The organism is Salinicola sp. MH3R3-1, assembly GCF_001937155.1.
GTDB classification, from domain to species: Bacteria; Pseudomonadota; Gammaproteobacteria; order Pseudomonadales; family Halomonadaceae; genus Salinicola; species Salinicola halophyticus.
Genome location: NZ_MSDP01000007.1, coordinates 176,706 through 202,737, shown reverse-complemented (window position 1 = coordinate 202,737; position 26,032 = coordinate 176,706). Strand labels below are relative to the sequence as shown.

Genomic DNA, 26,032 nt, shown 5'->3' with positions numbered 1-26,032 from the left:
CAAGTGCGCTACTGGATCAACGAACTGTGGCGTCTCGGTTACATGCTGTTCGGACTGGGCGCGATCGGCCTGCTGCTCGGCGAACTGGGCCACAATTTGCTCGCCGGACTCGGCTGGGGGCTGGCCGCCGGGCTTGGGCTCTACGTCTTCCTGCATCTGCGTCACGTGCGCAAGCTCTATATCTGGCTGCTGAAGAACCCGCGCGAGGCGCCACCGCCCGGTACCGGCGTGTGGGGCGACCTGTTCGACCGCCTGTACAGCTACCAGAAGGCCCAGACCCAGTTGCAGGGACGTCTGCGCGATATCCTGCGGCGAATCCAGGACTCCTGCGAAGCGATGCGCGACAGCGTGGTGATGCTCGACTCCCGAGGCGACCTCGACTGGTGGAACAGCGCTGCCGGCGACATGCTGGGCCTGCAGGCCGACCATGACCGCGGCCAGCCGATCACCAACTTCCTGCGCGATCCGCGCTTCATCGCCTATTTCGAGTCGGGTGACTACCGCGAGCCGCTGCTGATTCCCTCGCCGGTTCAGGCCAATCACAGCCTGCAGTTCCATCTCACCCTGTTCGGCGACAACGAACGCCTGCTGATGGCCCGCGATGTGACCCGGCTGCATCAGCTGGAGATGATGCGTCGTGACTTCGTGGCCAACGTCTCGCATGAATTGCGCACGCCGCTGACGGTACTCGCCGGCTATCTCGAGACCTACTCGGACCATGCCGGCCAGCTCCCCGAACGCTGGCAGCGAGGGTTCGGCCAGATGCAGGCGCAGACCACGCGCATGCAGAATCTGGTCGAGGATCTGCTGCTGCTGTCGCGCCTCGAGATCGACAGCCCCAACAATGATCGCGAAACGCTGGACGTGGCGACGCTGCTCGCGGGCATCGCCGCCGATGCCCGCGAGTTGAGCACCGAACGTCACCAGTTGACGATAGAAGCCGAGGAGCCTCGGCAGCTGCTGGCGAATACCAAGGAGATCCGCAGCGCCATCTCCAATCTGGTATTCAACGCCGTTCGCTACACGCCGGCGGGCAGCACCATCACGCTACGCTGGAAGCCGTGGCACGACGGCGCCGCCATCGAGGTCGAAGACGATGGCGACGGTTTCGACCCCATTCACATCCCGCGCCTCACCGAGCGTTTCTATCGCGTCGACAAGGGCCGCAGCGCTGCCACCGGCGGCACCGGCCTGGGTCTGGCCATCGTCAAGCACGTGCTGCTGCGCCACGAGGCGACGCTGGAGATCGTCAGCCGCCCGGGACTCGGCGCGCGCTTTCGCTGCGTGTTTCCTGCATCGCGTCTGGCAGCAGCTCCCGCTCGCCCGACTTCGGTATCGCCCGATACGCCGGCCTGACGCTCCCGCTTTTCGGGTTTTCCACGCTTCCCTCTCCCTTTCCTCTCGATTGTCTTTCGCTCGTCTCTCACTCTTCTCTCGCTTTCCTCTCAATCTGGATCGTCATCGGCCGATAGTGGATTCCTCTAAATCATCTAAATGAATCGCACTTCTCACGATCAACAAGGATCCCTTCCCGATGACGATGCGGCAGAAACTCTGGATTACGGTCGGCCTGATGTGGCTGGGCATGCTGATTCTGGTGGGCTGGATGGCCCTGGAGAAGCGCGAGACGCTGATGGCCGAACGCGTGAACAGCCTCAAGAGCTTCGTGGGTAGCGCCCAGACGCTGGTCGAGCGCTATGCCGAGCGCGCGGCCAACGGCGAGTTCTCCACCGAAGCTGCCCAGAACTTCGCACGCAGGAATCTATCGGCGCTGGATCTCGACGGCAGCTATGTCTATGCCTTCGACAGCAACATCCATCTGGTCTATCACCCCAAGCGTGAGATCGGCAGCGACATGAGCGACTTCCGCGACGACAACGGAGTCTATTTCTATCGCGAACTCAAGGCGCTGGCGGACTCGCCCGACGACGGTACCTTGGAGTACACCTCGACCAATGCCGACGGCGAAGACGTGTCCCGCCTCAACTACGTCCGCTACGTGCCCGAGTGGGACTGGTACCTCGCCGCCAACGTCTACATCAGCGACATCCAGCAGGCGTTCTGGGCCGGCGTACTCAAGATGAGCCTCATCGCCGGGGTCATCGGGGCGATCATCACGCTGATCATGGGCTGGGTCATCCGCAACGTGCTGGGCGATCTCGGTGGCGACCCGCGCCAGGCCCGCGATGCGGTCAAGGATATCGCCCAGGGCGATCTCACCACGCCGCTGAACGTGCGCTCGGGCGACGACCGCAGCCTGCTCGCGGCCATCGAGGGGATGCGCGCTCATCTGGCCGCATCGATGACCGATATTCGCCACGCTTCGACCACCATTACCGTCGGTGTCGGCCAGATTCACAACGGCAACCAGGATCTGGCGGCGCGGACCGAGCAGCAGGCCGCGTCCATCGGCGAGACCGCCTCCAGCATGGAAGAACTGACCCAGACCGTGCGCCAGAACGCCGACAACGCCCGCCAAGCCAGCGGCCTCGCCGGCGAGGCGCGCACCACCGCGACGGAGGGCGGCGAGATGATGGATCAGGTCGTCTCGACCATGCAGGGCATCACCGACAGCTCGCGCCAGGTCACCGAGATCGTCGGGGTGATCGACTCGATCGCCTTCCAGACCAATATCCTGGCGCTCAATGCCTCGGTCGAGGCCGCCCGGGCCGGCGAACAGGGCCGAGGCTTCGCCGTGGTCGCCAACGAAGTGCGCACGCTGGCCAGCCGCAGCGCCGATGCCTCCCGCGAGATTCGCCAACTGATCGACGCCTCCAATCGCAAGATCGATGCCGGCTCCGAGATCGTGGCGACGGCAGGCGACACCATTCGCCGCGTCGTCCAGTCCGTGGCCCGCATGACCGATCTGATCGAGGAGATTTCGGTCGCCTCCGGCGAACAGTCCAACGGAATCGATCAGGTCAACGAAGCCGTGGTGCAGATGGATCAGGTGACCCAGCAGAACGCCTCGCTGGTACAGCAGGCTTCCGCCGCCGCCTCCACGCTCAACGCGCAGGTGGCGACGCTGGAGCAGGCCCTGGCCGGATTCAAGGTCGCCAATGTCGAGTATGGCGACCTGATGACACGCTACCGTTCGTCGCCGACAGCGGCCATGACATCGGCCACGGCCACGACATCAGCCACGACATCAGCCACGGCGGCGTCATCGACGCCCAAGCTGGCACCGATCCCAGCGCCGAGTACGGCATCGCCTTCCCGACCGGCGCGAGACGATAACGACAACTGGGAATCGTTCTAGGTCTGGGACAGAATCTGGCTCGGATCCAGGCGCTCGTTGCCGCCACCGTTCCCCCGCCACCGTTTCTCCCGCCACCGTTTCTCCCGCCATCAGATCGGGTTATGGTGGCGGCATCCCGCGATACGGAGCTTCACCGGTGCCGACGACCCTGCCGACAACCCCCGCTTTCCTCTCCTGGCGCCGCCTGGTCGGCGCCACTGCCTTTGTGCTGCTGTGGTCGTGTGCCATCGCCGGCGTTCGCGCCGACACCGCTCGTATCGATACCATCCCGATCACCTTTCCCGATAGCGTGCAGCAAGGCTCGATGGTGATCGGTCGCGTTCCGCCGGGCAGTCAGGTGACGACGGCCGGGCACGATCTGCGCGTCACCGGCTATGGCACAGTGGTGTTCGGGGTGGGCCGCGATGCCAGCGGCGCCGAGACCGTCGATATCACGACGCCCGACGGGCGCAGTCGCCAGATATCGGTGGCGGTCACCCCGCGGGACTGGCCGATCGAGCGCATCGACGGCGTGCCACCCAAGACGGTCTCGCCGCCACCGGAGATCGCCCAGCGTATCCAGCGCGAGCAGGCCGCCGTCAGCGCCGAGCGCGCGCGTAATGACGATCGGGTGGGCTTCGCCCAGCCTTTCATCTGGCCGGTAAAAGGCCGGATCAGCGGGCGCTTCGGCAATCAGCGGATCTACAATGGCACGCCGGGTTCGGCGCACTCGGGAATGGACATCGCCGCCGCCGAGGGTACGCCGGTCAAGGCGCCGGCCAGCGGCGTGATCACCTTTGCCGACGATCTCTATCTGACCGGCGGTACCGTGCTGCTCGATCACGGTTACGGTATCAGCTCCAACTTTCTCCATCTGTCGCGAATCGATGTGAAAGTCGGCGACAGTGTCGAACAGGGCGAGGTGATCGGCGCGGTGGGTTCCACCGGCCGCGCTACCGGCCCTCATCTGCACTGGGGCATGAACTGGTTCGATACCCGGATCGACCCGCTGCTGGTACTCGAACGAACTCAATAGGCGCTGGGCTCAGCCGGTCTCTCTCTTCCAGTAGCCCGTCACCAAGTGCTGCCCCTTCTGCAGCCCGAACTCCTGTTTAAGGCGCTTGCGCAGGCGCTGGCTGACCTCCGCTTCGCCGGCGAACCAGACGAACAGATCGTCCCTGGCCGCGGGCATCGACTCGACCACCGCCGAGGCGAGCTGCTCGCTGGGTGCGTGCCCACGGCAGCGGTGACGCCAGCTGACGCGGCAGTGATCGGAAACGGGCAGGTCCAGCTCATCCACCGGCGATTCGACCTCAAGCCACGCCTCAACCTGCGCGCTGGTCGGTAGCGTCTCCAAAAGCCGCGCGATGGCAGGAATGGCGGTTTCGTCACCGGCCAGCAGATAGTGCGATGCCGCGGCGACGCCCCGCCCATAGGGGCCGGCCATGCCACAGACGTCGCCGGGTTGGGCGCGACGGGCGAAGTCACCGCCGGGCCCCGGCGCCTCGTGCAGCAGAAAGTCGATCTCGACCTCGCCGCTGGCGACGTCCAGGCGACGAATGGTGTAGTAGCGAATCTCGGCGCGCTGATCCTCCGGCGGCCACTGTGTGCCGCCTTGCGCGGTGGGCCGCGGCCACTGCGGGCGTGCGATTCCGGCGGGCGGGAAGTGCAGGCGTACGTGCCACTCTTCGGAATGATCGAAACGCGCCAGATCCTCACCGGTCAGCGTCAGCCGGCGAATACTGGGGCTCAGGTCTTCGACTCGCGTTACCCGCATCTCGCGGAAGTTGGCGAACGTGGGCGCGGCGATGACGTCGCCATGCCAGTGCAGCGGCAGCGCGTTCTCGCCGGCAAACAGCGACACGTAGTGTTCGATGATGCTGCGCAGTGTTTCCAGCCCATCCCGCGTCGACGCCTCGGCTTCGAGATGCAGGCCGACCCGACTGATCGAGAAGCGCGCCTCGCCCCCCGGCAGGTCGATCGCCACCTGGCGCTCGTCGCTACGATAGGCCACGTCGTACTCATCCAGAAACGATCTCAGGCGCAATTGAAAATTATTTACATCAGTGAGCGTTAAATTGGCATCGCAGCGCTTTGTCGTCATGTCGGGTCGTCTGGCGAGAGTGGGAACGAGAGTCGGGCAATGAGCCGGCAGGAAGCCAACGGCCTCAGCCTATCAGAAAAGGCGCGGTGGTGGGAATCAACGCAAGATGCCCCCGCTTCGGCAATGAAACCGAGGCGAGGGCATCTCGTATACTTACTCTATCTCATACCGAGACAGTCAACGCCGAAGTTCAGGCGGTGGCTTCGGCATAGCGGCGGTTGACTTCATCCCAGTTGATGACGTCAAAGAACGCAGCGATGTAGTCCGGACGCTTGTTCTGATACTTCAGATAGTAAGCGTGTTCCCAGACGTCCAGGCCCAGGATCGGCGTCACGCCGTCCATCAGCGGGCTGTCCTGGTTCAGGGTATTGATGACCTTGAGCTTCTTCTCCGGCGTGACGACAAGCCATGCCCAGCCGCTGCCGAATCGGCCGACGGCCGCTTTCTTGAACTCTTCCTTGAAAGCCTCAAAACCGCCCAGCTCGCTCTCGATGGCTTCGGCGACCTTGCCGGTCGGGTTGCCGCCGCCGTCCTTGGACATCACGGTCCAGAACAGGGAGTGGTTGGCGTGACCACCGCCGTTGTTGATGACGGCCTGGCGCTTGTCCTGCGGCACCTTGTCGATATCGGCCATCAGCTTGTCGACCGGTACGTCCTCGAGGCCAGTACCTTCCAGCGCGGCGTTGAGGTTGTTGACGTAAGTCTGATGGTGACGAGAGTGGTGAATCTCCATCGTCATTGCGTCGATCTTGGGTTCCAGCGCGTCATACGCATAGGGTAGCGACGGTAAGCTATGAGCCATGATCTAAACTCCCTTTCGTGAGGAGGCATTGCCCAACGCGGGCGCCTCTCGGGTGAATCAAAATAGTGAGCAACGGGCCACAGTGTCAAGCGAGCTCGAGCACTGTTCGGCTATGCCCAGATTATCAATCACCTTGATTTTGAAAGATTTTCCGAAGCGTCGACAACGTTGGCATCAAGGCTTCGGCAAATCTCCATGTCGTTCATTGTAGATGGCGTTGTCCACGGCGACTTTCAACCCCAGCCCGGCATTTTGTTGCCACGCGCTCGCTCTCGCGGACGGCTTGTCCTCAGCGGGCGACCGGGACCATGGAGCGGTAGTAGCGATCCCACAGCATGACGCCACCGGCAACGCCGCCGGGCAGCAGAATCAGGTTGAGCACCGGCACCCAGGTCGCCACCGACATGCAGGCGCCATAGGTCAGCGTCGGCCACCAGCGCGCGCGCAGTCGGCGACGCATGTCGGTGAAACCGACCTGGTTGTTGTCCATCGGATAATCGAGATACTGAACCGCCATCATCCAGGCCGAGAACGCCGCCCACAGAAACGGCGTGATCAGATTCAGGCCCGGCACGAAGCCCAGCAGGAACAGCAACGCCATGCGCGGCAGAATGTAGCCCAGCTTGACCAGTTCACGCCCCAGCGCATCGACACCGGATCTGACCAGACCGCGCTCGTCGCTCGGCGGCCGCCCGGTGACCCGGGTTTCCACTTTCTCGGCCAGAAAACCGTAGAACGGCGCCGCGATCAGATTGGAGACCAGCGTGAAGGTGAAGAAGACGATCAGTGCCAGCGCGACCACCAGCAGCGGCCAGATCAGCCACTCCAGCCAGGTAAGCCAGCTGGGGATCTGACCCATGCCGTAATCCAGCCAGCCGCCGAAATTCTCGAACAGATAGAAAAGGGTGCCGCCGTAAAGCAGCAGATTGACCACGATGGGGCCAATTACGTAGCGGCGCAGGCCGGGTTCGAAAACCAGACGCGTGCCTTCGATAATCGCTTTCAGGGGATAGATCATGCCGAATCCGTCGACCAGACAGTATGTTGCGTGATCGACACGCTAACACAGTCCCGCCGATGTCGCGTCAATGCGGCGATAGCCAGTGCCGCCCCTGCTGCGGCGCTAGCGACCGCGCAGGGCTTCCGCGTCGAGCTCTTTCTTCGAGGTATGGCGAATATCGTGGCCCTTGACCAGATAGATGACATGCTCGGCGAGGTTGTCAGCGTGATCGCCGATCCGCTCCAGCGCTCGCAGTACCGTCATCACACTCAGCACGCCGCCGATGGAGCGCGAATCTTCCATCATGAAGGTCGCCAGCGAGCGCATGGCAGTGGTGTATTCGCTGTCCACCGAAGCATCTTCCTGAACCACTTTCAGCGCCAGTTCGGTATCGAAACGGGCGAAGGCGGTGAGCGCATCGCGCAGCATATGGCCGACGTGCTCGCTGATATGACGAATCTCGACGCTGCCTTGGGGAATCCGTCCGGCCTCGATCAGGTCAAGCGCATTGCGCGCGATCTTGTTGGCTTCGTCACCCATGCGTTCGAGATCGTTGGTGGCCCGGATGACCGCAATGACCAGGCGCAGGTCGGAGGCAGCCGGCTGGCGCCGCGCCAGAATCCGCACGCACTCCTCGTCGATCTTGAGCTGCATGTCGTTGACGCTGCTGTCATTGTCGCGCACCCGGATGGCCAGCTGGCTGTCACCGTCCAGCAGGGCCGCCAGCGCTTCCTGAAGCTGTTTCTCGACCAGCCCGCCCATCGCCATCAGCTGGGTCTTGATGGCTTCCAGGTCCTGATTGAACTGCTGCGAGATGTGCTGACTGTGGGTATCGCTGGTGATATCCATGCGAGGCTCCAAATGAGAGGCGCGAAGAAAAGCAGGGGCGCGACGAACGTTTTACGACCTATCTCGCCATTCTGGCACAACAGTATTGCAAACAGATGACGACATCCGCATTGGGCCGACCCGGCGGCGACGTGAACCGCACGTGGTCACAGCGGCGTGAGCTTGGCGAAGCCCAGCACCAGCCACTTGTCACCCTCGCCTTCGAAGCTGACGTGAACCCGGGCCCGCGCGCCTTCGCCCTCGGCATCGAGAATCACGCCCTCGCCGAACAGCGGATGGCTGACCCGCTGGCCAAGCGACAGCGACGGCAGGTCGTCGACGCCTTCGATGCCCTGCTGGCGTGCCGGCCCCACGTTCGGCCGCGACGTCACCGGCCGCGAGATCTGACCGCGCAGACGCACTTCCTCGAGCAGCTCCTCGGGCACTTCGCGTAAAAACCGCGAGGGCCGCGCCATCGTTTCGCGACCGTGCAGACGGCGAATCTCGGCGTAGGTCAGATAGAGCTTGCGCATGGCGCGGGTCATGCCGACATAGCAGAGCCGGCGCTCCTCCTCGAGGCGTCCCGGCTCCTCCAGCGACATCTTGTGCGGGAACAGCCCCTCTTCGATGCCGGCCACGAACACCACCGGGAATTCCAGCCCCTTGGCCGAGTGCAGCGTCATCATCTGCACGCAGTCCTCGAACTCGTCGGCTTCGTGATCGCCGGCATTGAGCGCCGCCTCGGCCAGGAACGGCTCCAGCGCCGCGGCGCCTTCGCCGACCTCCTGCAGGTCGATCGGATTGGCCTGGGCATTCTGCGAGAACGCCCGCGCCGCATTGACCAGTTCCTCGAGGTTCTCGACCCGCGCCTGGCCTTTCTCGCCCTTCTCGCTGCGGTGATGCTCGATCAGGCCGGAGATCTGAATGGCGTGATCGATGATCTCGTACAGCGCCATGCCGGCGGTGTCGTTGTCGAGGCGTTCGATCAGCTCGGCGAAGGCGTTGAGCGCATTGCCCGCACGCCCCTTGAGCGTGCCGTCGCTGAGGCTGTCATGCAGCGCCTGCCACAGTGAGACATTGGTATCCCTGGCGCGATGACGCAGGATCTCCACCGTGCGCGTGCCGATACCGCGTGGCGGTACGTTGATCACCCGCTCCAGCGAGGCGTCGTCCTCGCGATTGAGCAGCAACCGCAGATAGGCCAGCGCGTTCTTGATCTCGAGGCGCTCGTAGAAGCGCTGACCGCCATAGATGCGATACGGCACGCCACTGCGGATCAGGGCTTCCTCGATCACCCGCGACTGCGCGTTGGAGCGATAGAGAATTGCCATCTCGCGTCGAGAGAAACCGTTACGCGACTGCTCGCCGATGGTATCGACGATGAAGCGCGCCTCGTCGAGATCGTTGAAACCGGCGTAGACCGAAATCTTGTCGCCGGTGTCGCCGTCGGTCCACAGCTCCTTGCCCATGCGCCCGCTGTTCTGGCTGATCAGCGCGTTGGCGGCATCCAGAATCACGCTGGTGGAGCGATAGTTCTGCTCCAGGCGCACGGTCCGGGTGTTGGCGAACTCGCTCTCGAAGCGGCGAATGTTCTCGACCTTGGCCCCGCGCCAGCCGTAGATCGACTGATCGTCGTCGCCGACCACGATCATCGCCGCGCGATCGTCGTCGCTCCCGCCATTGCCATCAGCGCCGGCCAGCAATTTCAACCAGGCGTACTGCAGGGTGTTGGTGTCCTGGAACTCGTCGACCAGGATATGTCCGAAACGCTCGCGATAGTGCTTGAGCAGGGCCGGCGTATCCCGCAGCAGTTCCAGGCTGCGCAGCAGCAGCTCGCCGAAATCGACCAGTCCGCCCCGCTCGCAGGTCAGCTGATAGAGCTCGTAGAGCTCGACCATCTTGGCCATGTAAGGGTCGCCGTGGGTCGACACCTGCTGAGGGCGCAGCCCCTCTTCCTTGCAGCCGCTGATGAAATACTGCACCTGCTTGGGTGGATAACGCTCGTCGTCGACGTTGTGGTCGCGCAGCAGACGTTTGACCAGTCGCAGCTGATCGTCGCTGTCGATGATCTGGAAATGCTGGGGCAGCCGCGCGTCGTGCCAATGCGTGCGCAGCAGGCGATGGGCGATGGAGTGGAAGGTGCCGACCCACATGTTGCGCAGCGACGCGCCCTGCAGCGCCTCGAGACGCGTGCGCATCTCGCGGGCCGCCTTGTTGGTGAAGGTCACCGCCAGAATGGCGTAGGGAGAGACGCCTTCGGCCTGCATCAGCCAGGCGATACGATGCACCAGCACCCGGGTCTTGCCCGAGCCGGCACCGGCCAGCACCAGCATATTACCGGGCGGCGCGGCGACGGCCTCGCGCTGATTGGCGTTGAGGGAGTCGATTAGTGCCGAGACATCATCCATTGGGTACCGTGCGGGGCCTGCTGATGGGAATGGAAAAGAGCGCGCCAGCTTAACATAGCCGGCAAGCCCCGCCGGGGCGCTTAGCGCTTATCCGAAGACGGCCCACGCTGGGTGGCGGCATCCTCGGCAGCGGCGCGAATCGCCGCATCCTGCGGGCGCTCCGAGGAGGTTCTGGAGGCAGCCGACGACGCCGTGTTCGGTTCGCTGGCGTTTCCGGCGTTCGGACCGGCGCTGGAGACGCCCGGCGTCGCGGAAGCGCTTGGCGAAGTCGAGATACCCGATGACGCGGCAGCACTCGGCGAGGTCGAGATGCCCGGCGATGTCGAGATGCCCGGCGAAGTCGAGACACCCGGCGAAGTCGAGATGCCCGGCGACGCGCGATGCTCGGAGCCGGCAGACGGCTTCTCGGTGCTGGATGGTTTGTCAGACGGCTGGTCAGACGGCTTGTCGGATGGCTTATCAGACACCCCGGAAGAGGCCTCCGGCTCGTGCAGATCCTGAGTGATCGCTTCGGGCTTGGGCGGCGGCTCGATCACCGTCTCGTGATGCATGTCGGCAAGCTTCTCGGCGCCCTTGGCAACGTGGTGATACATCTCGCGATAGTCCTCGACCATACGGGTCATGGTCGCGGAGACCTGTTCGAAGTGCTCGCGAACGTCTTCCTTGTAGACCTTGTGCTCGCGGTTGAGCTCGCGCATCGGTTCGGTGTTGTGGCCGCCCATCCTGGTGCCCAGCCAGTAGCCGACCAGCACGCCAATGGCACCGACGGCCACCGCAATGGCAATCCAGGGTCCTACGCCAATGCTCTCCATAAATCCGTCGCCTCTTTTGTGTTTGAAAGAAAAAGTCGTGTGCCTGAAAGAAAAACTCGTCGCTGTGTGGCTACGCCGCCGTAAGCATGACAGTGAAGACCGGTTGCGTAGCACAATGGTTCCTTACCTAACCACAGGATCCGGCCGTTTTGCCAGTCCACGCCGCCGTGCTCACTCGCCGCCACCACAACAGAGCCATGACGGAGAAACCTGTTTCAATGAAAGTCCCGACTACGCGTGCTCAATCCTTCCAGCAGGCCGGTAAGGTCGGTCAGACGCTTGGCGATGACATGACGCACGCCTTCCTGACTCTCCAGCTTGCCGTTCACCCGCAGCATGCGTGATTCCAGCAGGATACGACGGTAGCGCACGGCCAGATGCGGCCAGACCACGACATTGACCATGCCGAATTCGTCCTCGAGGGTGAGGAAAGTCACCCCCTTGGCAGAGCCGGGACGCTGTCGCCCGACCACCAGTCCGGCAATCGCCACGCCGATATCGCTCGGCAGATCGGCCAGGCGTTTCGAATCCACCACGCCCCCCAGCCCCCGAATACCGTTCGTGTGGCAGCGCTGGCGCAGCAGCGACATCGGATGCGGTCCCAGCGTGGTGCCGAGCGTGGCGTAATCCGCCTTGATCGCTTCACCCACTTCGATGGCCGGCAACACCAGTGCCTCCTCTTCAGCGTCGGTGACGATCTCAACGTCAGCCTGGGCGAACAGCGGCAGCGAATCCTCGATACCGGCCGTGGCCCAGCGCGCCCGATGACGATCCCCCGCGAGCCCTTCCAGCGCTCCGGCATCGGCGAGCCGCGAGAGCACCGTCCGTTTGATTCCAGACCGTGCCGCCAGACGCTCGACGCTGTCGCAGCCGGGCGTGTCGCGCGCCGCCAACAGCCGCTCGCCGTCGCTCTCGGCCAGGCCCTTGATCATGTGCAGGCCCAGCCGGATCGCCAGCCGGCCCGTGCTTTGGGGGGCGTCCTCCAGCGTGCTTTCCCACTGACTCTCGCGAATGTCGACCGGGCGAACCTCGACGCCATGGCGGCGGGCATCCTGCAGCACCTGATCCGGCGAATAAAAGCCCATCGGCCAGCTGTTGATCAGGGCGCAGGCGAAGATCGCCTGTTCGTGACATTTGAGCCAGCAGCTGGCGTAGGTCAACAGGGCAAAACTAGCGGCGTGGGATTCGGGAAAACCGTAGCTGCCGAAACCCTTGATCTGCTCGAAGATGCGCTCGGCGAAGCTCAGTTCGTAGCCGCGCTCCAGCATGCCCTCGACGATGCGCTGGCGATGGGGCTCGAGTCCGCCATGGCGCTTCCAGGCGGCCATCGAACGGCGCAACTGATCGGCCTCGCCGGGACTGTAGCCGGCCGCTTCGATCGCCAGGGCCATTACCTGCTCCTGAAACAGCGGGACGCCCAGCGTGCGCTCGAACACCGCCTTGACCGCCTCGGAAGGATAGGTCACCGGTTCCTCGCCGTTACGCCGCTTGAGATAGGGATGAACCATGTCGCCCTGGATCGGCCCGGGGCGCACGATCGCCACTTCGATCACCAGATCGTAGAACTTGGCCGGCTTGAGCCGCGGCAGCATCGCCATCTGTGCGCGGGATTCGATCTGGAACACGCCTATCGTGTCGGCGCGCTGGATCATGGCGTAGGTCTCGGGGTCGTCAGGTGGCAGATCCGCCAGCCCGTAATCGAGTCTTCTATGCCGCTTGAGCAAATCGAAACTGCGCCGCAGCACCGTCAACATGCCCAGCGACAGTACGTCGACCTTGAGCAGGCCGATCAGATCGAGATCGTCCTTGTCCCACTGAATCACGGTGCGCTCGGGCATGGCGGCGTTCTCCACCGGCACCAGCGTCTGCAGCGACGCCTCCGAAATCACAAACCCGCCCGGGTGCTGAGAGAGATGGCGCGGAAAGCCGACCAGCGTGCCGGCCAGCACCAGCAGGCGTTTGAGCATCGGCTCTTGCGGCTCGAAGCCCTGCTCTCTGAGTCGCGACTCGTCAGGAATGACGTCCGTCCAGCGTCCGGCGCAGCGGGCCAACTGATCGATGCGCTCCGGCGCGAAGCCCAGCGCCCGGCCGATATCGCGGATCGCCCCGGCAGCGTGGTAATGGCTGACCACGGCGGTCAACGCTGCGCGATGACGGCCGTAGCGGCGAAAGACGTACTGGATCACCTCTTCGCGGCGTTCGTGTTCGAAATCGACATCGATATCCGGCGGCTCGTCGCGCTCGCGGGAGATAAAGCGCTCGAACAGCAGCGATGTCTGCGAGGGATCGATGGACGTGATCCCCAACGCGTAACAGACCGCCGAGTTGGCTGCCGAGCCGCGCCCCTGGCACAGAATCTGCTGGCGCCGCGCGAAGTCGACGATGTCGTGAACGGTGAGGAAGTAGTGCTCGTAGCCGAGCTCCTCGATCAGTGTGAGTTCGTAGTCGATCTGCCGGGCGACCTTCTCCGGCACACCTGCCGGCCAGCGTCGCGCGCAGCCCCGGGCCGTCAGCTCGCGCAACCATTCGGCCGGCGTCTTGCCGTCCGGCACCACTTCGTGAGGATAGGTGTAGCGAAGCTCGCCGAGATCGAAATGACAGCGTGCCGCCAGCGCCGCGCTCTCGGCCATCAGCTCGGCGGGATAGATCGCGGATAGCGCATCGCGGCTGCGCAAATGGCGCTCGCCGTTGGCAAACAGGGTATCGCCGGCCTCGAAAACGCTCTGATGGTGGCGGATCGCGGTGAGGCAATCCTGCAGCGCCCGCCGGCCGCGGGCGTGCATGTGAACGTCTCCCGCCGCCAGCGCCGGTATGCCTAGCGTTTCGGCCAGGGCCTGCAGCTGGGCCAGACGCGCGGCGTTGTCGCAGCCATTGTCGAAACCATAGTGGAGCTCCACCGCCAACCACAGCCGATCGGGAAAGGCGCGTGCCAGCCGCTGGCCGATGGCAGGGTCCGGCACGGCGCCGGGGATCCACAGCGCGAACAGACCCTCGCCGCCGTCGAGCTCGTCGAGATCCCCGGCGAGCAGCCGATACTCGCCCTTGGGCGCGCGACCGCGGACGCGAGTGATCAACCCGCAGAGCGCTTCGTAGCCGCGCTGGCTCTCCACCAGCAGCACCAGCTTAATACCGCACTGGGTACGAAATTCGGCGCCGACGATCAGCGCGACACCGTGCTCCCGCGACGCCTGCCAGCCGCGCACGATCCCCGCCAGCGTGGCCTCGTCGGTGATCGCCAGCGCCCGATAGCCGAGCCGCGCGGCGCGCTCGAATAGCTCCTCCGCGGTCGAGGCCCCGCGCTGGAAGCTGAAGGCGGAAAGGCAGTGCAGCTCGGCGTAGGGGTCTTTAAAGGCGCCCGCATCCGCGCCGATTCTACAGGTGCCCGCACCCGCGCCGATTCTACAGGCGTCCGGTGCCGCGCCCGGTGCCGCGCCCAGGCTTTGTCGGGCGTCCGAAGCGGCAGCATCGGGCCGCGATAAGGCGGCAATGTCAGGCCGCGATGAGGCGGCAGTGTCGGGCCGCAGTGAAAAGCCATCGTTCATCCGAACCAGCCGTGCAGGTACCAGCCCTGCCGCTCCGGCTCGCACCAGACCCAGGCCTGACGGCCGTCGGCCCACTGGGCCAGGTAGTAGTCGCGGCGGATGTCGTCGCCGTCCCACCAGCCGCTTTCGATCCGCTCCGGCCCCGCCAGCAGCTGCACCACGTCGCCATCGCAGCGCTGCGGCACGCTGGCCAGCCAGCCGGGGCGCGGCGGGCCGGCACTGGCGTCACGCGCCCGTGGCCCGGCGCCGTTCAGCACCGCCTTTTCCGGGCGATGCTCGCGATGTTCGACCAGCGTCTTGAGCACCGGCGCCCCCAGCCGCGCCACCAGCCGCTGATGCAGCGCCGCCCAGGCCTGGGCCTGACGTGCCGGCCCCTCCAGCAGTTCGCGCCGAATCGGCGCATAGGCCGCCAGTTGAGGCGCGAAAAGCGTCAAGGTCGTCACCGGGCCGGCGAGACGCACGCGCTCCAGATGGGCGCGGGTCAGCTCGAGCAACGTGTCGGGGTCGCGCTGTACCGCCAACAGACCGATCTCGACGGTCTGCGGCGGGCCATCTTCCAGCTCGAACGTCAGCCGGAACCGCTCGACCCCCGCATCCTGACCCATCAGAAACACGCCCAGCTCCTGCAACAGCCGCTTGAGTGGAAAGGCCAGACCGGCGATGGCATGTACCGGCTGGTCGAATTCGAAAGTGCGGGAAAACCGCGGCGTCGGGCGGTGGTAATCGAGCGCCAGTGGCCACTCCCCGCGCAGTTCGGCCAGGTGGCGCATCAGACCGCCACCGAAACGTCGGGCCAGGGCGTTGCGCGGCAGGGCGAACAGCTCTCCCAGCCGCTGGAAACCGCTGCGATTCAGGGTCTGCAGGATGTCACGATCGGCATCGATGCTCGCCAGCCCGGCGCGGTCGAGACGCAGCGTTGCCAGCGCCGACTCCAGCCCGGTGTCGTCCACCGCCAGCCCGTCGTGGACATTGACCAGGACTCGCGCCGCCGCCGGGTTGGGGGCGATCACCAGCCGATGCGAAAAACCGAGTGCGGTGAGTTCCGCCCGCAGTCGCGCCTCCAGACGCGGCCACGGGCCCAGCAGATCGAGACTGCTGGCGACTTCGAACACCAGCGCATGCGGGTAGTGAAGGCTGACCTGAGCGCTGAAACCGTAGGCCCAGGTCGCCAGCCGTCGGCGCCAGCGCTCCACCGAGTCGACATCGAAGAGTGCCGTCTCGAGCCGCTGACTCGAACCGGATCGAGAACCCCTATCTGGCGAGGCATCGGGCGCGTTGAAGTGCGCGTGTCCGGGCGCCTTGGAAAGCGGCGCATTAACCTGCACATGTTCGGGTGCATTGAAGAGCGCTTCGGCAAAGCCCAGCGCCTGGCCGGGCTTGACGCCCTGCTCACGCGCGGCGCGATTGGCAGCGCGAATGCATTGACGCTGTACCGGCCCGTCGATCAGCGCGAACGGCGCCTCGGGATCGGGACGGCGGCGCAGCGCACCCTCCAGGGCCAGGCGCGGAAACAGCAGGCAGACCCAGCGCATGGCGTCACGCTCCGGCGCCGAAGGCGATTCGCCGCGCAGGGGCAAAGCCACCGCGACACTTGAGGATCTCCAGCTCGGCATGCCGGTGCAGTCGTATTCGCAGCGGCGCCGGGGAGGCTTCGGCCACTTTCGCCAGCGGCCGGTGAACGAACGCCAGCGTATTCCCGCTCGTCGCCGCCACCTGCAGCCGGCGCATGAGACGACTATCGGCCTGCGGCAGCCAGGCGACTACGACTGCGCAACAGCCGGCACGAAGACACTGCTCCGTCGCCCATAGCGCCTCGCGCCCCTGCACGTCCAGCCAGTGACACTGTTCGAGCGCCACGCCCGCCTGCCGCCACGCCGCCGGATACGGCACGCCCGGTGGCGATACCAGCACCACCGGCCGGCCCTCGCGGGTCATCCGCGAAAGCAGCGGCCACAGCAGGGCGAGCTCACCGTTGCCGGCCCCCGACGACAGCAGCTCGCTGATGGCGGCCGACGGCCAGCCGCCACCCGGCAATAGCGCGTCGAGCTCGGCGTGCCCGCTGGCAATCGCATCGCCACCGTCGCTGACGCCGCCCGCCTGGGCACGCCAGACCTGACGGCTGTCGAGCAGGGATTCCAGGCTGCTCATCAGCCGGCCCCCGTACCGGGCAGCGGCAGCAATATCCATCGGAAACGGCGAGAAGCGAGTGACGACATAAGGGTGGCCGAGACGGTTGAAACGTTGCCGACAGTGTCACTCAGAACACGATTACTGTCTATACATACAGTTATCGAGACACAAAAAACGCCGCCCGAAGGCGACGTTTTCCGGTCACGAAGCCGTCACGACACGTTGTTGGAGACCCTCAGCGACCCCAGGCTGCGTTTGATCGCCTTGAGCTGATCGCTGATCTGCGGGCCACGATTCTTGGCCACGCCGACGGCGAGCACGTCGATGGTCAGCAGATGGGCAATACGCGAGGTCATGGGAATGTAGACTTCGGTGTCTTCCTGCACGTCGACCGGCAGTGTCAGCGTCACCTCGCGGGCCAGCGGCGAATCGCTGGGGCACAGGCCGATCACGGTCGCCCCTGCCTTGACCGCCGTCCTGGCGCTGGCGATCAGCGCCCGGGTGCGGCCGGTCTGGGAGATCGCCACCACCACGTCGCCTGCTTTCAGGGTCGCGGCGGACATCGCCTGCAAATGCGGATCGGAGTAGGCCGAGGTCTGGATCTGCAGCCGGAAGAACTTGTGCTGGGCATCGGCGGCGACGATCCCCGAGGCGCCGTAACCGTAGAACTCGACCCGATTGGCCACCGCCAGCGCCGCGATCGCGCGGCCCAGCGCCTCGTTGTCCAGATGATCGCGGACCTGCTCGAGCGTCTCGATGGTGCTGTCGAAGATACCGTGGGAGAACTCGGCCACGCTGTCGCCGTCGTTCATGGTGAACTGGGCGTATTGGCTGCCCTTGGCCATCATCTGCGCCAGCTTGAGCTTGAACTCCTGGAACCCGGCCATGCCCATGGCACGACAGAAACGCACCACCGTCGGCTCGCTGACCTGCGCCTCGCTGGCCAGATCAGTGATCCGCATCAGGATCACCTCTTCGGGGTTGCGCAGCACGAAGCGCGCCACCTTCTGCTCGGAGCGGCGCAGGCGATCCATGTGCACGCGCAATTCATCGAACAGCGAACGGCTCATGGCTGGCTCTCGGGTGGCGACATCAGGCGGACTTGCCTCTTCGGGTTTCGATGTAAGTTTCCATGTTCAGTATGCCCGACTCGTTGCAACGGCGACACATGGGACAAACGACGTTGAAAGCATGACAAAAGCTAACCGTCATGATCTTGTAATGTTAGGTATAGTATGCATGTCGGGTGCTAACCGACCGATCCGAGGATGCCAGGAGATTCGATCATGACGACCGTCGAACATCTTCACACCCTGAAAAGCGAAATCATCGACATTTTCATGACGTTGGAAGTCAGCGAGCACGAACAGCGCAAGCGCAGGGCTGCCGTTCGCTACCTCAAGGCCCGGCGCGGTATCGAGCAGCGTCAGGAAAAGCGCCAGCTGGCGGAAGAGATCGCCGAGCTGCCAGAGTAGCGGAAACCCGGGGCAAAGCCGGAAGCATCGCTGACAAGCAGCCGTCCGCTCTTTCGCCACTCATTCGCAACTCTTTCGCTTCGCCGGCCTCAACGATCAGCGGCCGCGTCCTCGAAGAGAACAGCGGCCGCTGCCTGAACCGTCGGAACCCTCTCCGACGGCAGAGCCCTGTCACGCGTCGAAGCGTGCCAAGGCGATCGACGCTCTACAGGCTATTGAAGAACACCACGACCACCCCGATCGGCGCTACGTAACGCGACACGTAGTGCCACAGCACCCGGCCTTTCGGCCCCAGACCCAGCTCCTGCTTCACACCCTCGCTATCCAGGAACCAGGCGGTAAAGACGATCGCGGCCAGGCCCGTCAGCGGCAGCATCAGCTTGCTGGTGAGCGCGTCGAGCAGGTCGAAGACGTTGAAGCCGAACGGCTGGAAGCCGGACCAGACGTTGAACGCCAGCAGCGCGGCGATCCCCAGCGCCCAGGTCGCCAGCGCGGCGACGAACGCCGAACCCAGCCGAGACAGCGACGTACGCTCTTCCAGAAACTCCGTCACCGGCTCCAGCAGCGAGATCGCCGAGGTTATCGCGGCCACGGTCAGCAACGCGAAGAAGATCGTGCCGAACGCCAACCCCCACGGCATGTTGATGAACGCCAGCGGCAGGGTGACGAACAGCAGGCCCGGCCCGGCGCTCGGATCCAGGTTGTTGGCGAACACCACCGGGAAGATCGCCATGCCGGCGCCCAGGGCAATGACGGTATCCAGAATCACCACGGTGCGCGCCGTCTTGATCAGATTGACCTCCTGCCCCAGGTAGGAGCCGTAGGCCATCATGATCCCCATCCCCAGCGACAGCGTGAAGAAGGCATGGCCCAGCGCGGCGAGAATGACGCCGCCGTTGAGCTTGCTCCAGTCGGGCGAGAACATGAACGCCGCCGCCTCGCCGAAGCCGGCGGTGGTCGCACCGAAGCCGATCAGCAGAATCAGCGCCACGATCAGCAGCGGCATCAGCCATTTGGCCGCCCGCTCCAGGCCGCCTTTGACGCCGCCGGCGACGATGCCGAAGGTGATCAGCATGAACAGCGTGTGCCAGAACAGCAGCGTGCCCGGCTGACTCAGCAGGGTGGTGAAGTAATCACCGACATCGACTCCGCTGGACCTGCCCAGATCGCCGGTCAACGTGCTCCAGGTGTAGTTGAGCGACCAGCCGCCGACGACGCTATAGAAAGAGAGAATCAGAAACGAACCCAGCACGCCAGCGATGCCCACCAGCACCCAATCGGGTGATTTCTTCGAATCGCGGCTGAGCGTCTGCATGGTATTGATCGGGTTTGACTGTCCGCGCCGGCCCAGCAGCCATTCGGAAACCAGGATCGGCAGGCCGATCAGGGCGATGCAGACCAAATAGACGAGCACGAACACCGCGCCGCCACTGTCGCCCACCATGTAGGGGAACTTCCAGATATTGCCGAGACCGACGGCCGAGCCGGTCGCCGCGAGTACGAACGCCGTGCGCGAGGACCACTGCGCATGAACGTGGGATTGCTTGGCCATGAATTCACCATCGAGTATTGCTGTTATCGGAATACCGCCCCTTCGAGAGGCCGGACCCGGTGTCGTTTTTAAAGCCCGGGAGCGTCTCCGGCTGTTTCACTTTGGCGGCAGCGTCGGGCCGCTTGGCTCGGCAGCAGCGTCGGGCCGCTTGGCTTGGCGGCAGCTTCGGGCCGCTTGAAAGCTTTGGCGGCAGCTTCGGGCCGTTTGGCTTTGGCGGCAGCTTCGGGCCGCTTGCCTTGGCGGCAGCTTCGGGCCGCTTGAACAGAAAACGCGCGGATTATACCGACTCGAATCCGATTCATCCCCGGTTCCGCCATAAAAACGGCCAAATGGGGTGAAAAGCGTGCCGAAAACGCAATGATCGAGCGTAAAGCGCTGCGACTCGCTGCCGCGGATCGAGTTCAGGAATCGACCTGCTGTGTTCGATGCGCGAAATGCCGGGTGTTCTTGTACGGCATCTTCATGTACCCGGAAACGCCGAGCCCGTCGATCTGCGGCACCGCCGCCAGCAGCGTCTCCAGACAGGCGCGGAACTCGGCCTCCCGGGCCGGATCGAGCAGGCGGTAGTAGCTGTGGATCTTCAGATGGGTCGGCAGCGCCTCGAAGATGATCATTCCGGTGTGATGGATGGCATTGAGTCGCGACAGCGCCTCGATCATCACCGTCGGCAGGCGCAGGAACTCCTCGGGGTCCGGGCCGTCCTCGAAGTAGGAGTGTTCGCGGCTGGCGTCCTCCAGTTCCGGCGTCGGGCTGACCTCGTAGGGAATCGCGCGGGCCGCGTCGGGCACGAACGGCTGCGAGGCGTCGTCACGGTCGACGTGCAGGGTGCGCCGGGCGTTGAACAGGCACGCCTTGAACACGCCGTCGCGGCGGCGAATCGCCCGGGCCAAGGTGATCATGTTGTTCACCGCCGCCACAAAAGCCGTTCGCAGCGAGGGTTCGTTGAGGCTCAAGGTGGTGTCGAACTCGACGCCGGCGTCGCTCCAGCGCACCGCCAGGCCACCCACCACCGGATACTTGCCCAGCCGCCCCACCGCTACCAGAAAAGCCTTTTCGAGATCGCCCATGCCCTGCATGAACTGCTTGTAGTAGCGATCGAGCTGGACATCATTGATCGCGCTCAGGGTGTCATCGCGCGCTTCGTCCAGATGATGATCGTCACGCAGAAACGCCTTGCGCGAGCTGTAGATCACCGTCTCGATTTCCTGCTCCAGCGAGCGCACCCACACCGGCACCAGCGGACTTTCCGGCGCGGCCACCGGTTCGCTGATAAGGGTGCGGGCGATGCGCGGCATGTGCTGGAGAAAATAGTCCCCGGCCCGTCGGCGTAGTGCGGGGTCGTTGCTGAGCATGGCATCCAGTACCCGGGCGAACTCGATCGGCAAGCCCAGCGAGGTTGCCGGGATCGTCTCATGACCGAAGCGGCTGGACTGTGCCGTCGCGAGCGCATAGAGGGTCGCGGCGGCGCCCTGCTCGTCGAAACGCGGCGAGGACAGCGCGCCGTTCAGCTGCTCCTCGCCGATGTAGTAGACATCGCCCATGCGGGCGTTGGTGTGCTGAAGATCGGCGGACATCAGCGCCATCACGTTACGCGACAGGAACTGCCCCTCGGCATCGAGCTGGGCGAAGACCGACGAGCCCCAGTCGATCAGCGCGATCTGCTCGGTCAGGGGATCGAACATCAGATTGGAGGGTTTGATATCGCCGTGAACCACGAGCCGGCCCTCGGCAGATTCGCGGCGCAGCGCGCGCAGGATGTCGGCCAGCTGGGCGGCGATCCCGATCACCAGCCGCGCTGTCAGTCGGCCCTGGCGTAGCGAGAACTCTTCCAGATTGGTGCCCGGCGCACGCGCCATCACCAGCATCGCCTGATGGCGCAGGGTACGGTAGGCGATCAGTTTGGGAACGCGCGGATGATCGACCTGTTCGAGCATGAACGCCTCCTCCTCGAGGCGTTCGTGGAACGACTGCGGCAAATTCTGGCGCGTGAACTTGAAGACGTGGCTATCGCCGGCGCTATCGATACCCGCGAAGACGAAGCCATAGGCGCCCTTGCCGACCAGCTCGACCTCGCGATAGCCGACCTGGGCGAGCTGGTGACGGCAGCGCTCTATCCACTCCCGCAGCTGCCGCGCCTGGCTCTGGCTGAGCAGATAGACCGACTGCTCCTCGGGAATGTAGAACTGCTGCAGCTCCGTCGGCTCGGTCATGGGAGTCCGCTCCGCGCTCAGCGCAGCTCGGCCAGCATCGTCTCCGGCCCTTCCAGATAGCCCTTCCAGCGATTGCAGAAGCGCGCCATGGTGCCGCCATCCAGCACCCGATGATCGCCGGACCAGGTCACGGTCATGATCGCCCGGGAGACCACTGAACCATCTTCCGCGAAACGCGGCAGCCGCTGGACTCGGCCAAGGGCGACGATCGCCACCTCCGGCGCGTTGATGATCGGCATGGCGTAGGTGCCGCCCAGCACGCCGATGTTGGAAATGCTGATCGTGCCGCCCTTGAGATCGGCCGGTTCGACTCGCCCGTCGCGGGCAGCGCGGGTCAGGCGCTCCACCTCGCTCGCCACTTCGCGCAAGCTCAGTCGTTCGACATGCTTGACGTTGGGCACCAGCAGGCCGCTGGCGCTGTCCACCGCCATGCCGATATGGCAGGCAGCCTGGTAATGAATGGCGTCGGCTGCCGGATTGAGCCGGCAGTTGAGCAAGGGGAACTCCGCCACGGCCAGCGCCAGCGACTTCATCAGCAACGGCATCAGCGTCAGCCGCTCGCCGCGGGCTTCGAAATCGCCTTTGAGACGTTCCCGCAGCGTCAGCAGTTCGGTGACATCGAACTCCTCGCCGTAGGCGAAGTGCGGAATCGTCGACGCCGCCTCGCTCATCCGCCGGGCCATCACCGCGCGCACGCCACGCAGCGGCTCGACGCGCTCGCCGTTGGAGGCAGAATCGGCAGCCGTCGTGGTCTGATGATCCGACGTTGCGGCCGGCTCACGGCGCTGTTCCTGCTGCTTTTCCTGTTGCTGCCGAAACGCCAGCACGTCTTCCTTGAGCACCCGGCCATCCTTGCCGCTGCCGGGAATCTCCTCGAGGCGCACGCCGAGCTCGCGCACGCGACGGCGCACGGCCGGGCTGGCCGGAATGCGTAGGCGGCCAGCATTCGATGAGGGAGAGCCAACCTCTGCCGGCGCTACCCCGGAGTTCTCGTCGTTCCCCTGGGCCGCCGAGGTTTCACGTGGAACAGCGTCGACTGTCGCTAGAGCCGGAGCTGAAGCTGGCGCTGGAGCTGACGCCGCGGCAGCCTCGGCTGAATCGCGACTCTCGTCGCTGGCCTGCGGCACGTAGGCGAACAGCGGCGAATGCACCCGGGCGATCTCGTCGAGCTGACAGTAGTGGCGCACCATCCGCCCCGCTTCCGGCGCGGTGATCTCCATTACCGCCTTGTCGGTGCTGACTTCGACCACTGGCTGATCCTCGGCGATCTCCTCGCCCTCTTCCACGCGCCACGCCACCACCTCGCATTCGACGATGCCCTCGCCCAGATCGGGCAGAATGAAATCCTTCGTCGCCGGTACGTTCCCGGCCTCGGTATCGGGCAATCGAAAATCGCTCATCTCACCCTCCTAGAAATCCATCGTGCGGTGGATGGCATCGAGCACCTTCAATGGCCCCGGCATGTACTCCTTCTCGAGCGTCAGCGGGAACGGCGTGTCGAGCCCGGTCACCCGTTCGATCGGCGACTCCAGATAGAGGAAGCAGCGGCTCTGGATCGTCGCCGCGATTTCGCTGGCGAAGCCCCCGGTCAGCGGCGCCTCGTGACTGACGATCAAGCGCCCGGTCTTGAGCACGGACTGCACCACGGTCTCGATATCCCACGGCACGATCGTGCGCAGATCGATCAGCTCGCAGGAGACGCCCTCCTTCTCGGCCATCTCGGCGGCCTGTTCGATCACTTCCATCTGCGCACCCCAGGCCAGCAGCGTGATGTCGTTGCCTTCCTTGATCACCTCCGCCTGACGCAGCGGCAGCTCGTAGTCCTCGTCCGGCACCTCACCCACTGACGCGCGATAGAGCCGCTTGGGCTCGAAGAAGATCACCGGATCCGGCGAGCGGATCGAGGCCAGCAACAGCCCCTTGGCCTGGTGTGGATTGCGTGGCACCACCACCGTCAGCCCCGGCGTATGCGCGAAATAGGCCTCCGGCGACTGGGAGTGATAGTGGCCACCGGCGATGCCGCCGCCGTAGGGCGCCCGAACGGTGAGGCCGCCCACATCGAACAGGTTGCCGGAGCGGTAACGGAACTTGGCGGTCTCGTTCACCAACTGATCGAACGCCGGATAGATGTAGTCGGCGAACTGGATCTCGGCGACCGGCACCGAACCCTGGGCGGCCAGGCCGTTGGCGAAGCCGATGATGCCCTGCTCCACCAGCGGCGTGTTGAAGCAGCGAGCACGGCCGTATTTTTCTTGCAGATGGCTGGTGGCGCGGAACACACCGCCGAAAACACCCACGTCCTCGCCGAAGCAGAGCACGCGTTCGTCGGCCGCCATGGCGGTATCCAGCGCGTTGTTGACCGCCTGGAGCAGATTCATTCGGCTCATGCTCGGCCCTCCGTCGCGCCGTCGTCGTCCAGCCACGGCGCACTCTTGGGATAGGTCTCGGGATGACGACGAATATGCGCTTCCAGCGCCTCGAACTGCTCGCGCAATAGCGGTGGTGTCTCGGCATAGACGTCGCTGACCAGCGTCTCGAGTGCCGGCGGGCGACGTTTCTCGGCCTGCTTCATGCCGTCCAGCACCTCGCGGCGCAGCGACTCGGTCAGTTCGCGTTCCTCGTCCTCGTTCCACCAGCCATGCTCGATCAGCCAGCGCTGCATACGGCGCAGCGGGTCCTTCTTGTGCCACGCCTCCTCTTCCTTCTTGCTGCGATAGCCGGAAGGATCGTCGGAGGAGGAGTGAGCCGCCAGGCGGTAGGTCATTGCCTCGATCAATACCGGTTCGTTTTGCTCCACCGCCAGCCGGCGCGCTTCGCGAGTGGCCTCGTACATCGCCAGGATGTCGTTGCCGTCGACCCGGATCGACTGCATGCGATAGCCGAAGGCACGGGCCGCGATACCGTCGCCGGCGAACTGCTCGGCGACCGGCGTGGAGATGGCATAGCCGTTGTTGCGACACAGGAAGATCACCGGGACCTTGTGCACCGATGCCATGTTGAGCGCGGCATGAAAATCCCCTTCCGAGGCCGCGCCCTCGCCGAAGATGGTCAGCGTGCAGTTGCCCTTGCCGGCCAGTTTCTGGCCATAGGCGTAGCCGGTGGCCTGGGGAATCTGGGTCGCCAGCGGGGAGGAAATCGTCAGGTAGTAGAGATCTCGCGAGCCGTAGTGAATCGGCATCTGACGACCATGGGCGGGGTCGCGCTCGTTGCCGAACAGCTGATCCATGAACTCGTCGGTGGTGAAGCCGCGGTAGGCCAGCGCGCCCTGCTCGCGATACTGCGCCATGATCATGTCGGCATCGTCCAGCGCCGCGGTGCTGCCGATTACCGCCGCTTCCTCGCCGGTGCACTGCATGTAGAAACTGAGCCGCCCCTGGCGCTGGGCCGCCAGCATGCGTTCATCGAGCACGCGGGTGTAGAGCATCGCGCGATAGATGCGCCGCGCCGTCGGCTCGTCGAGGGAGCTCGGCCCGGCATCGGCGTAAACGGTGCCATCGGGTTTGAGCTGGGTAAAAACGGGGATCTGGATGTCGTCGCCGTTGGCAAAGATCGGTTTGTGCACCGGCTTCACCGTGGTTTGGTTCTTCTTCATCTGATGCTTCCTGAGAGAATGTTTACAACAGGGCTGCACGCGGCAATACGGCGTTAAAATTGGCCTCAAATACCCATTTACCCGTCTGTAAACTTCGCTTTTCGTCCAATTTTGCCTTGTCTTGCCTTTGCTCGCCTGTGTTGTAACCCTCCTCTGAGATCGATGACCGAGATAAGAGCCGCCTCGTGAGCCGCTCTTTCCACATGAGTCCGACAAGTCGGAGAGCGACCGATTTCGGCGGTCGCTTCAACATGTGACCTTGACGTTAATGTCAACTTGTCACCATCCGACCTTGGTCTTTGAGCATTAGGTCCAATTGTGGCAGCGCGGAAGGCATCG

Annotated in this window: 19 protein-coding genes; 4 read left to right on the top strand and 15 right to left on the bottom strand. The window is 64.5% G+C overall.

Features of this window, described 5'->3' with window-relative positions:
* Positions 1-3 precede the first annotated feature (3 nt).
* The 3 genes from phoR (at position 4) to BTW08_RS05580 (ending at position 4,274) form a co-directional block, all read left to right on the top strand.
* Positions 4-1,356 (top strand): phosphate regulon sensor histidine kinase PhoR, encoded by a 1,353-nt coding sequence (phoR, locus tag BTW08_RS05590; protein WP_075561530.1) that lies wholly within the window; start codon positions 4-6, stop codon positions 1,354-1,356.
* Positions 1,357-1,534: 178 nt separating this feature from the next.
* The gene (locus BTW08_RS05585; RefSeq protein ID WP_075561529.1) at positions 1,535-3,259 is read left to right on the top strand and encodes a methyl-accepting chemotaxis protein; all 1,725 of its coding nucleotides are present in this window, start codon (positions 1,535-1,537) and stop codon (positions 3,257-3,259) included.
* 136 nt (positions 3,260-3,395) lie between these two features.
* Positions 3,396-4,274 carry a M23 family metallopeptidase gene (locus BTW08_RS05580; protein ID WP_210403195.1) on the top strand — a complete coding sequence of 293 codons (879 nt, stop codon included), beginning with the start codon at positions 3,396-3,398 and terminating at the stop codon, positions 4,272-4,274.
* Positions 4,275-4,283: 9 nt separating this feature from the next.
* Here the strand turns inward: BTW08_RS05580 and BTW08_RS05575 are convergent, their stop codons facing one another.
* The 10 genes from BTW08_RS05575 to hexR all read right to left on the bottom strand — a co-directional run bounded on the left by BTW08_RS05575 (position 4,284) and on the right by hexR (position 17,934).
* Positions 4,284-5,252 (bottom strand): siderophore-interacting protein, encoded by a 969-nt coding sequence (locus tag BTW08_RS05575; RefSeq protein ID WP_075561528.1) that lies wholly within the window; start codon positions 5,250-5,252, stop codon positions 4,284-4,286.
* 280 nt (positions 5,253-5,532) lie between these two features.
* Complete coding sequence (locus tag BTW08_RS05570) at positions 5,533-6,144, bottom strand: superoxide dismutase (RefSeq protein WP_075561527.1); 612 nt, start codon at positions 6,142-6,144, stop codon at positions 5,533-5,535.
* Positions 6,145-6,433: 289 nt separating this feature from the next.
* Positions 6,434-7,162, bottom strand: a complete 729-nt coding sequence (gene cysZ / locus BTW08_RS05565) for a sulfate transporter CysZ (protein WP_075561526.1) — start codon at positions 7,160-7,162, stop codon at positions 6,434-6,436.
* Positions 7,163-7,267: 105 nt separating this feature from the next.
* Positions 7,268-7,993 carry a phosphate signaling complex protein PhoU gene (gene phoU, locus BTW08_RS05560; RefSeq protein WP_075561525.1) on the bottom strand — a complete coding sequence of 242 codons (726 nt, stop codon included), beginning with the start codon at positions 7,991-7,993 and terminating at the stop codon, positions 7,268-7,270.
* Between the two features lie 146 nt (positions 7,994-8,139).
* A complete protein-coding gene (uvrD, locus tag BTW08_RS05555) occupies positions 8,140-10,380 on the bottom strand; it encodes a DNA helicase II (protein WP_075561524.1) in 2,241 nt (746 codons plus the stop codon).
* A gap of 80 nt (positions 10,381-10,460) precedes the next feature.
* The gene (locus BTW08_RS05550; RefSeq protein ID WP_075561523.1) at positions 10,461-11,192 is read right to left on the bottom strand and encodes a DUF1043 family protein; all 732 of its coding nucleotides are present in this window, start codon (positions 11,190-11,192) and stop codon (positions 10,461-10,463) included.
* Between the two features lie 215 nt (positions 11,193-11,407).
* Positions 11,408-14,734 (bottom strand): error-prone DNA polymerase, encoded by a 3,327-nt coding sequence (locus tag BTW08_RS05545; protein WP_083627697.1) that lies wholly within the window; start codon positions 14,732-14,734, stop codon positions 11,408-11,410.
* Positions 14,731-16,317, bottom strand: coding sequence for a DNA polymerase Y family protein (locus BTW08_RS05540; RefSeq protein ID WP_139313582.1), 1,587 nt, complete (start codon positions 16,315-16,317; stop codon positions 14,731-14,733). Before BTW08_RS05540 ends, BTW08_RS05545 begins: the two co-directional genes overlap by 4 nt.
* Positions 16,271-16,882, bottom strand: a complete 612-nt coding sequence (imuA, locus tag BTW08_RS05535) for a translesion DNA synthesis-associated protein ImuA (RefSeq protein ID WP_075561521.1) — start codon at positions 16,880-16,882, stop codon at positions 16,271-16,273. Before imuA ends, BTW08_RS05540 begins: the two co-directional genes overlap by 47 nt.
* Before the next feature lie 194 nt (positions 16,883-17,076).
* Positions 17,077-17,934, bottom strand: coding sequence for a transcriptional regulator HexR (gene hexR / locus BTW08_RS05530; protein WP_075561520.1), 858 nt, complete (start codon positions 17,932-17,934; stop codon positions 17,077-17,079).
* Positions 17,935-18,150: 216 nt separating this feature from the next.
* On the opposite strand from hexR, the gene BTW08_RS05525 reads away from it, so the two are divergent.
* Complete coding sequence (locus tag BTW08_RS05525) at positions 18,151-18,339, top strand: hypothetical protein (RefSeq protein WP_075561519.1); 189 nt, start codon at positions 18,151-18,153, stop codon at positions 18,337-18,339.
* Positions 18,340-18,544: 205 nt separating this feature from the next.
* On the opposite strand, the gene BTW08_RS05520 is transcribed toward BTW08_RS05525, so the two are convergent.
* From BTW08_RS05520 to BTW08_RS05500, 5 genes are all read right to left on the bottom strand, one after another.
* Positions 18,545-19,891 carry a sodium-dependent transporter gene (locus BTW08_RS05520; RefSeq protein ID WP_075561518.1) on the bottom strand — a complete coding sequence of 449 codons (1,347 nt, stop codon included), beginning with the start codon at positions 19,889-19,891 and terminating at the stop codon, positions 18,545-18,547.
* Between the two features lie 401 nt (positions 19,892-20,292).
* Positions 20,293-22,101 (bottom strand): phosphotransferase, encoded by a 1,809-nt coding sequence (locus BTW08_RS05515; protein ID WP_075561517.1) that lies wholly within the window; start codon positions 22,099-22,101, stop codon positions 20,293-20,295.
* Positions 22,102-22,118: 17 nt separating this feature from the next.
* A complete protein-coding gene (locus tag BTW08_RS05510) occupies positions 22,119-23,501 on the bottom strand; it encodes a 2-oxo acid dehydrogenase subunit E2 (protein WP_075561516.1) in 1,383 nt (460 codons plus the stop codon).
* A 9-nt stretch (positions 23,502-23,510) separates the two neighbouring features.
* Positions 23,511-24,488: a transketolase C-terminal domain-containing protein gene (locus BTW08_RS05505; RefSeq protein ID WP_075561515.1), complete on the bottom strand. Its 978-nt coding sequence runs from the start codon at positions 24,486-24,488 to the stop codon at positions 23,511-23,513.
* Entirely contained in the window at positions 24,485-25,693 is a 1,209-nt protein-coding gene (locus BTW08_RS05500; RefSeq protein ID WP_075561514.1) for a thiamine pyrophosphate-dependent dehydrogenase E1 component subunit alpha, read from the bottom strand. Before BTW08_RS05500 ends, BTW08_RS05505 begins: the two co-directional genes overlap by 4 nt.
* Positions 25,694-26,032 lie beyond the last annotated feature (339 nt).